This is a genomic window from Paenibacillus sp. (assembly GCF_035645235.1).
In the GTDB taxonomy this organism is placed as follows: Bacteria; Bacillota; Bacilli; order Paenibacillales; family YIM-B00363; genus Paenibacillus_AE.
Genome location: NZ_DASQMZ010000152.1, coordinates 46942 through 54596, shown reverse-complemented (window position 1 = coordinate 54596; position 7655 = coordinate 46942). Strand labels below are relative to the sequence as shown.

Below are 7655 nucleotides of genomic sequence, written 5' to 3'. Positions count from 1 at the left end.
GAACGCGATGCCGACTTGGTTGTGGTAGCAATAGTGAATGTCGCAGCCGAGATACAGCATCATCCACGAATACGTCTCGCCGCGATACCGGAATTCGCCCTTGATCACGTCCGGATCGCACACGTGGATGCAGTCCCATTCGAGCCGGCTCGGCTCCAGCACGCGGAACTTCTCGCCGAACGTCCACCGTCCGTCGACGAGCGTCCCCTTGCGGGCGAAAATATCGTCGATGACGAGCCCCGGCACCGTATTGGCGCAATAAAAGACGTACACCGTCTCGTCGTCGACCCGGACCGGCGAAGGACAGTAGTTATAGACGCCGTCCTCGTCGCCGAACAATCGATAAGCCCGCGGCGACGGCGCGGTTGTCGGTTTCATTTTCCGAAATCACCCCTTCAAAGAACCTACCATAAACCCTGTCACGAAGAAGCGCTGCAGGAACGGATACACGAGCAGAATCGGGATCGTGCTGATTACGATCGCGGCCATGCGAATCGTCTGTACGCTGATTTGCCGTTGCACCTGCGGCGGCACGTATTGGCTGTTCGAGATGACGTCCGCCTCGCGGATCATCTTCATGAGGAACAGCTGCATCGGCATGAGATGCGGCTTCGTCGTGAAAATCATCGCGTCGAAGAACGAATTCCAATGATGCACCGCGTTCCAGAGCGCCACCGTGGCGAGCACGGGCGCGGACAGCGGAATGAACAGCAGCAGGAAGATGCGGAACTCCCCCGCCCCGTCGACGGTCGCCGATTCGTGAATTTCTTCCGGGATTTCCCGGAAGAACGCGTTCAGGATAATCATGTTGAACACGGAGAACAGGCCCGGAATGATGTACACCCAGAACGAGTTGATGAGCGCCAGACTCTTGAGCACGAGGAAGTACGGCACGAGGCCTCCGCCGAAAAACAACGTAAACAGATGAATCCAATAGTACGGGCCGCGGCCGATCAAGTTTTGGCGCGACATCGCGTACGACACCATCGCCGTAAAGAAGACGCTGGTCAGCGTGCCGACGACCGTACGCGCGATGCTGATTTTAAAGCCCGTGTACAGCCGTTCGTCCTGCAGCACGACGCTGTAGTTCGCGAGGCTGAAGTCCCTCGGGAAAAAATAGACGCCGCCGCGCATGTAATCGTTGCCGTCGTTGAGCGACCCGATCAGCACGAAGAAGAGCGGGTACACCGTAAGCAGGCAGAACCCCGCTAGGAACGTATAGTTGAGGATCGTAAACAAATCGAAGCGACGAGCGTTGTACATCTCAGGCGAACCCCCTCTCCCCTAGAAAATGCCCCGGCCGGCCACCCGCTTGCAGATCAGATGCCCCGCCACGAGCAAAATCAAGGCGACGACGGATTTGAACAGCCCGACGGCCGTCGTGTAGCTGTACCGCATCTGCGTAATGCCGACCTTGTACACGAACGTATCGATCACTTCGCTGCGATCGAGGTTCAGCGGCGTCTGGAATACCCAAATATGGTCGAACGACGAATTGAGCAGGTTGCTCACCGACAAGATGAAAAACACGATGATCGTGCCCGTAATCGAGGGCAGCGTAATGTGCCAGATGCGCCGGAATCGGCCTGCGCCGTCGATCGTCGCCGCCTCGTACAGCGTCGGATCGATCGTCGTAATCGCGGCGAGATAGATGATCGACCCCCACCCGAGCCCTTTGACGAGCGACGTCAAAATGATAATCGGCCAGAACGCGTTCGGGTCGCCGAGCAGGTTTTTCGGTTCGTCCATGAGCCCCACGCTTTGGAGGATCGGCACGATGATGCCGGACTCGACGGACAGCATGTTGATGATGATGCCGCCGAAGACGATCCACGAGATGAAGTGCGGGAAGTAGCTGATCGACTGCACGATTTTCTTGAATCGCTTGTGCGCCACCTCGCTGATCAGGATGGCGAACACGATCGGCGCGGGGAAATTGATGACCAGCTGCAGCAGGTTCAATCCGACCGTATTGAGCAAGATGTCGCGAAACATGTAGTCGTCGATGAATTCGCGGAAGTGCGCGAAGCCGATCCACGGCGCCTCCGAGAGGCTTCTCAGCAGGTTGACCGAATAGTCGGCTTGCTTGAACGCGATCGCGATGCCGAACATCGGCGCGTAATGGAATACGAGCACGAAGAGGATGCCGCAGAGCGCCATGAGCTGGAGCTGCCACTGCGTCGCGAATCGGTAGATCAGGCTGCGTCGTTGCAGCATGGGGTCCCTCTCCTTCCCGGCTCCCGCCGACGTCGACGCCGCCGCGCTTGTTGCCGCGGCGGCGCGATGAAGAACGCGGGATGCGAATGTGCGTTATTTCAGCAGCGGCGGCCAGGAATGCTTCACGCCCAGCGCTTCCTTCGCGGCTTGGAACGACTCGTTGCTGTACGCGTCGAGGTCCTTCTGGCCCATCTCGTCCATGCGGCGCAGCGTCTCGTCGTAGATCGCGCGCGCCTCGGCCTCGGAGCCGGCCATGATGATGCGCGGCAGCTCCTTGCCCCAATACAGCGACAAGCGATTGCCCAGCTCGAGCATCTTGTTGCGGTCCGGATGGTCCGGATTCGGCTTGCCGCCGTTGGCGCTCGTGTCGTAGCTGTACTGGACGAGCGGCTTTTTGATTTCGGCGTTATAGACGTCGAACGGCGCTTCCGGCTTCGGGAACAGATCCTTCACCGAGTACCAATCCATCTGCAGGTTGAAGCCCATGCCCCACTTCTTCTCCGAGCCGTCGTTCTTCGCGATCGTGGTCGTGTACTCCTCGGTCCACGCAATCGTGCCGTCCGCGTTATAGTTGTACGTAATGCCCTCCCAGCCGAAGTGCGCGATATGCTGGCCTTCTTTGCTGTTCAGGAACTCGAGCAGCTTCGCGATGCGGTCGTGCGCCTTCGATTCCTTGCCGACGAGCGTGACGAGCCAGCCGAAGCCGCGAATGTCCGTCAGCACCGGGTCGTCGCCCTTGTAGTTGCGCAGCGCGAACCCTTCGTACTTGGCGTTGTTGTCCGCCTCCCACAGCGTACGGAATTGCTGCGTGAAATCCTGCGGCGCGGTGAGGCTCGCGAACACGCGGCCGCTCGCGACCTTCTCGTTGATTTGGTCGCGCTTATCCGTAAAGTTGTCCTGGGAGATGAGCCCTCGGCGATACGCCTCGTTCAGGAATTTCAGGACGTCCCAATACTCCGGCTGGAACGCGCGGTTCAACTGCTTGCCGCTCGCGTCCTCGTACGGCACCGCGAAGTATTCCGTCAGCCAGTTCACCGACTGGTTGCCGTTCTGCGTGAATTCGTACAGCTGCATCGGGATGAGCGGCTTGCCGTCGTACGTCTTTACTTCGTTCTTGACGCGCTCGAGCGCATCGAGGAATTTGTCGGCCGTCGAGATGTCCGGGCGCCCGAGCTGCTCGTAGATGTCCGAACGGAGCGTGAAGCCGCTGTTCGGCTCGAGCTGCTCGCCCGGCTTCATCGCGTGGCGGGAATACGCGAAGTTCGGCGACGCGTACGTCTTGCCGTCCGCCTCTTTGTACCAGCCGAAGATGTCCTCGTACGGCTTCCAAGTCGGCGCGTGCTGCTCGATCAGCTCGTTGAGCGAAATCAGGTAGCCGCCTTGCGCCAGCTTCGTCTTGTAGTCGAGCCACGACTCGACCGTCACGAGATCCGGTACGGAGCCCGTCGCGATCATTGCGGAAATTTGGTCCGCGCCGTCGCCGGCCGGGGTAATAAAGTTTATATTGAGGCCGAAATTCTCTTGAATGTACTTCGAAAACATGTCGTTGCCCCAGTCGCCCGAATACTTCCACCAGCTCAAGTTGACGTACCAGTCGATGTCGATGATGTCGTCGTAGCCTTTCTTCTCTTCGGCCGGCGCCTCCGCGGCCGGCTGCTCCGCCGTTGCCGGCTTCTCCGCGTCGGGCGCGGGCGCCTCCGTATTCGTGGCGGCGCCGCCGCCGGTGCAGCCGGCGAGCGCGATCGACGCCGTCAGGACGACGGCGAGTAGAAGATGTAGCGGTTTGCGAATTGCCAATGGAATGCCCTCCCTTTGTTCTGTTCGAGGTTCGTGTATTCGCGCCAGCATGCTTCGTGCAAGACGTCCGTGTTCGGCTAGGCCTATAACCGTGACCTCATTGTAAAGGCGGGGGCGCCGCGCAACCACTTCGATCTTTTTACTCGCCGCGCTGTCTTTCGTTTACCTGCTCCCGGTACTCCTGCGGGGTCAGCTTCGTCGCCCGCTTGAAAAACCGATAAAAATAATGATCCGACAAGAAGCCGACCGCCTTGGAGATGTCCTGAATCCGGTAATTCGGCTGCGCGAGCAGCGCCTTCGCCCGCGCAAGCTTCAGCTCCATGACGGTTTCGGACAGCCCCTTGCCCGCTTTCTGTTTATATAACCGCGACAAATAGGAAGGATTATGACCGAGCGCGAGCGCCATCGTCTTCAGCGACAGATCGCCCCCGAGGTTCGCGTTGAGATACGCGTGTATGCTCGTGATGATGCGATTTTCTTCGCTCTCCTCGGCCTGCGCGTGGCGGTCGAGGATCGACTCGGCGAGCGCGCGGCAATGCGCCCGCTGCGCTTCCCAGGCGGCGGGACGTCCCGCCTCGTACGCGCGCTTGAGCTCCGCCGCCGTCTCGTCGACCTCCTCCGGCGGCAGCTTATCGACGTAGCCGCAGAGAATCGACAAGACGGCGCTCGCGATCTGCTGCCGGACGAGGTCGTTCTTCGCCTGCGCCGCCCGGTCTCCCGTCTCGAGCAGCCCTTCGAGAATGCGCAAAAATTCCTCGCGGTTGTTATGCTCGAGGCTGTACGCCAGCAACTCGAATTGCTTGAACGCCTCCGACTGCAGGGAATACGTCCGGCTCGACTCGAGCGCCTCCGCTTCCTCCTGCTGCAAGTGCAGCATCTGCCGCTTGACGTTCGACTGAATCGTGGCGAGCAGCCGGTCGGCTTCCCCGCCGAGCGCCTCCCAAGCCAGCGGCTGCTTGCCGATCGCGAACGACAGCGGCAGGTGCAGCACGTCGTTGCACGACGACTGGATGCACTCGAACGTGCCGTAGACGAAGTGCGCCGTCAGCTGCTTCGACGCGTCGTCGAGGAAACGCTCCATCCACGGCTCCGCCTTCGCCTGGATGAGCCAGACGAGCTTGGAGCGCTCGTAGATGAACGAGGCGTGCACCGTCGAGAGCGACAAGTACTCGTTCGCGATGTTTTGCACCGCATACAGAAGGAGCGAACGGTCGTACGGCGTATGCCCCGCCGGCCATTCGTCGACCTTGCCGACGACGACCGAGACGGGCCGCGCGGGCGACAGCGGAATTTGCAGCTCTTCGAACTGCTTCTCGATCGACCGGACGAAATGCTTGTCCCCGAGCAGCAGCCCCTCGAAAAACTCGCGCTGCAAGCCCGCCGTCGCTTGCTTCAGTTGATTTTGCGCCTCGAGCAGCACATGCTGCGTCTCCCGCTCCGTCTCGATGCGGCGGATCGCGTCGCCTACCGCGTCCAGGATGACCTGATCGTCCTCGGTTTTCAAAATATAATTGAGCGCGCCCGAGCGAATCGCCTCCTGCGCGTAGTTGAAATCGTCGTAGCCGGAGAGGAACAGCACCTTGCAGTGCGGCCAACGGGCATGGATAATCTTCTGCAGCTCAAGGCCGCTCATGCCCGGCATCCGGATATCCGTGAGCACGATGTCCATCCGCGTCGTCATGAGCGCGTTGAGCGCCTCCGCCGCGGAATACGCGCCGGACGCTTCCAAGTCGTACCGCTTCTCCTGCTGGAACAGCTCCACCAGCCCGTTCACGACGTATTCTTCGTTATCCACGATCAATAACCGATACATGCGCTTCTCCCCCCGTCTCCTCCTGTTGTCGTTCTCCCGCCGCATCGTCCATCGGCGCGCGCAGCGTGACGCGCAGCCCCCCGAGCTCGCTTCGGCCGACCGTCAGGCCGTACGCGGGGCCAAACTTCAGCTGAAGCCGCCGGTGCACGTTGACGATGCCGGTCGTCTCAATGTTTTTTTTCGGCTCCCGCAGCATCGCGGCGAGCGCCTCGAGCTTGTCCGCCGTCAAGCTGCGCCCGTTGTCCTCGACGACGAGAACGAGCGTCCCGTCCTCGACGGCGGCGCCGACTCGCAGCGTGCCGGTGTCAAGATGGTCCTCGAGTCCGTATTCGAACGCGTTCTCGACGATCGGCTGCAGGACGAGCCGAGGCAGGCGCACGTCCGCGGCCTCCGCCGGCATCGGCTCGACGCGGGCGTCGAGCTTGCTGCCGAAGCGCAGCTTCTGGATGCCGATGTACGCCTCGACGTGCGCGAGCTCGTCGGCGGCGGCGTTTTCGTCGTCCTTGTTGCGAGTAATAAACCGGAAATATTGTCCGAGATATTTCGTCAGCTTCTTGGCGTTGTCCACATCCTCCAGCTGAATGATGCGGTTCAGCAGGAAGAAGATGTTGTACAAAAAATGCGGATTGATTTGCGCCTGCAGCTGCTTCAGCTCCGCCCGGTTGAACCGAAGCTCCTGCTCGTACACGTCCTTGATCAGCTGCTGCAGCCGCGCGGACATCTTGTTGAACTGCTGATACAAATAATGAAACTCGTCCTTGCGTCCGTATTCGAGCGCGATGTTGAAATCGCCCTTCTCGAGCCGCCGGAACGCGGCGGTGAGGCGGTACATCGGCTGATGCACGAGCCGGTAAATCCATAAGGAGAACGCGACCACCACGACGATCGACGTCCCGGCCAAAATCCAATACAGCTGCTCGTACCAGCGCGTCGGCCCGAGGAAGCTGTTCTCCGGCACGTACACGATGAGCGAAGCGTCGAGCAGCGCCGACGTCTCGTACGCGAAGATGTACGGCACGTCGTCGACGACGAAGCGGCCGATGCCGCTCTCGGCCTCCTCCCCGCCGCTCAGGTCGAGCCACTCGGAGATCGGGCGCAGCGGCGCCATCGCGCTTTGCGGCAGCGAGCCGAGCGCCCACGTCCCTTGCCGGGAGACGATCATCGCTTCCCCGTCGTTGTACCGAACGATTTCGCGCAGCGAATCCTCCATGTTTTTGCGGGAGAGCACGACCTCGAGCCAGAGCGTGGCCGGCAGGTCGCCCAGATTCGACTTCGGGTATCGCTCCCCGAGAATCAGCGTCTCCGCGTCGAGCGGGTAGATGTGTTTCCCCGAGCGGTACAGCGTCTCGAGCGCGTCCAGCTCCGCCTGCGGCATCTCCCGGTCGATCCGGCTGTTGTGAATCGTCATGCCGATCTCCGGAATATGCAGCTTCAGCTCTTGCACGAACAAGCTGGAGTCGTGCAGCTGCTGCAGCCGCCTTTCGATGTTCTGAAGCGCTTCCACATATTCGCTGTCGGAGTAAAACATGTGGAACATCATCAGCCGCTGCACTTCGCTGTCGAGAATATACTGCTGCTTCATGCGGATGACCCGCTCCATCTCGAGCTCGAACGAGCTGAGGTAGAAGTGCGCGTTAGAGCGCAGCGAATTCGTAATTTCTTCGGTTATCGCGGTCTCCCCCGACCGGTTGATCAGCGTGCTGACGATCAGGATCGGTATGATCGCGATAAAGAACGCGGCGACCAGCCGTTGGAAAATGTTAAACCCCGACGTCGCCACGCGATGGAACGGCAGCCAATGCATCCGTCTCGCCCTCTTTCCGTCCGT

General features: G+C 60.5%; 6 protein-coding genes. All 6 read right to left on the bottom strand.

The window, feature by feature from the left end; translation table 11 throughout:
• The coding region (locus VEZ38_RS15140; RefSeq protein ID WP_324894836.1) for a hypothetical protein at window positions 1-378 on the bottom strand (378 nt) is incomplete at its 3' end.
• Window positions 379-387: 9 nt separating this feature from the next.
• A complete protein-coding gene (locus tag VEZ38_RS15135; RefSeq protein WP_324894834.1) occupies window positions 388-1263 on the bottom strand; it encodes a carbohydrate ABC transporter permease in 876 nt (291 codons plus the stop codon).
• Window positions 1264-1284: 21 nt separating this feature from the next.
• Complete coding sequence (locus VEZ38_RS15130) at window positions 1285-2217, bottom strand: ABC transporter permease (protein WP_324894832.1); 933 nt, start codon at window positions 2215-2217, stop codon at window positions 1285-1287.
• 93 nt (window positions 2218-2310) lie between these two features.
• Complete coding sequence (locus VEZ38_RS15125; RefSeq protein ID WP_324894830.1) at window positions 2311-4014, bottom strand: extracellular solute-binding protein; 1704 nt, start codon at window positions 4012-4014, stop codon at window positions 2311-2313.
• Window positions 4015-4153: 139 nt separating this feature from the next.
• On the bottom strand, window positions 4154-5827 hold the full coding sequence (locus VEZ38_RS15120) for a response regulator (RefSeq protein WP_324894828.1): 1674 nt from the start codon (window positions 5825-5827) through the stop codon (window positions 4154-4156).
• Window positions 5802-7631: a sensor histidine kinase gene (locus VEZ38_RS15115; protein WP_324894826.1), complete on the bottom strand. Its 1830-nt coding sequence runs from the start codon at window positions 7629-7631 to the stop codon at window positions 5802-5804. The genes VEZ38_RS15120 and VEZ38_RS15115 overlap by 26 nt, the downstream gene beginning before the upstream one ends.
• Window positions 7632-7655 lie beyond the last annotated feature (24 nt).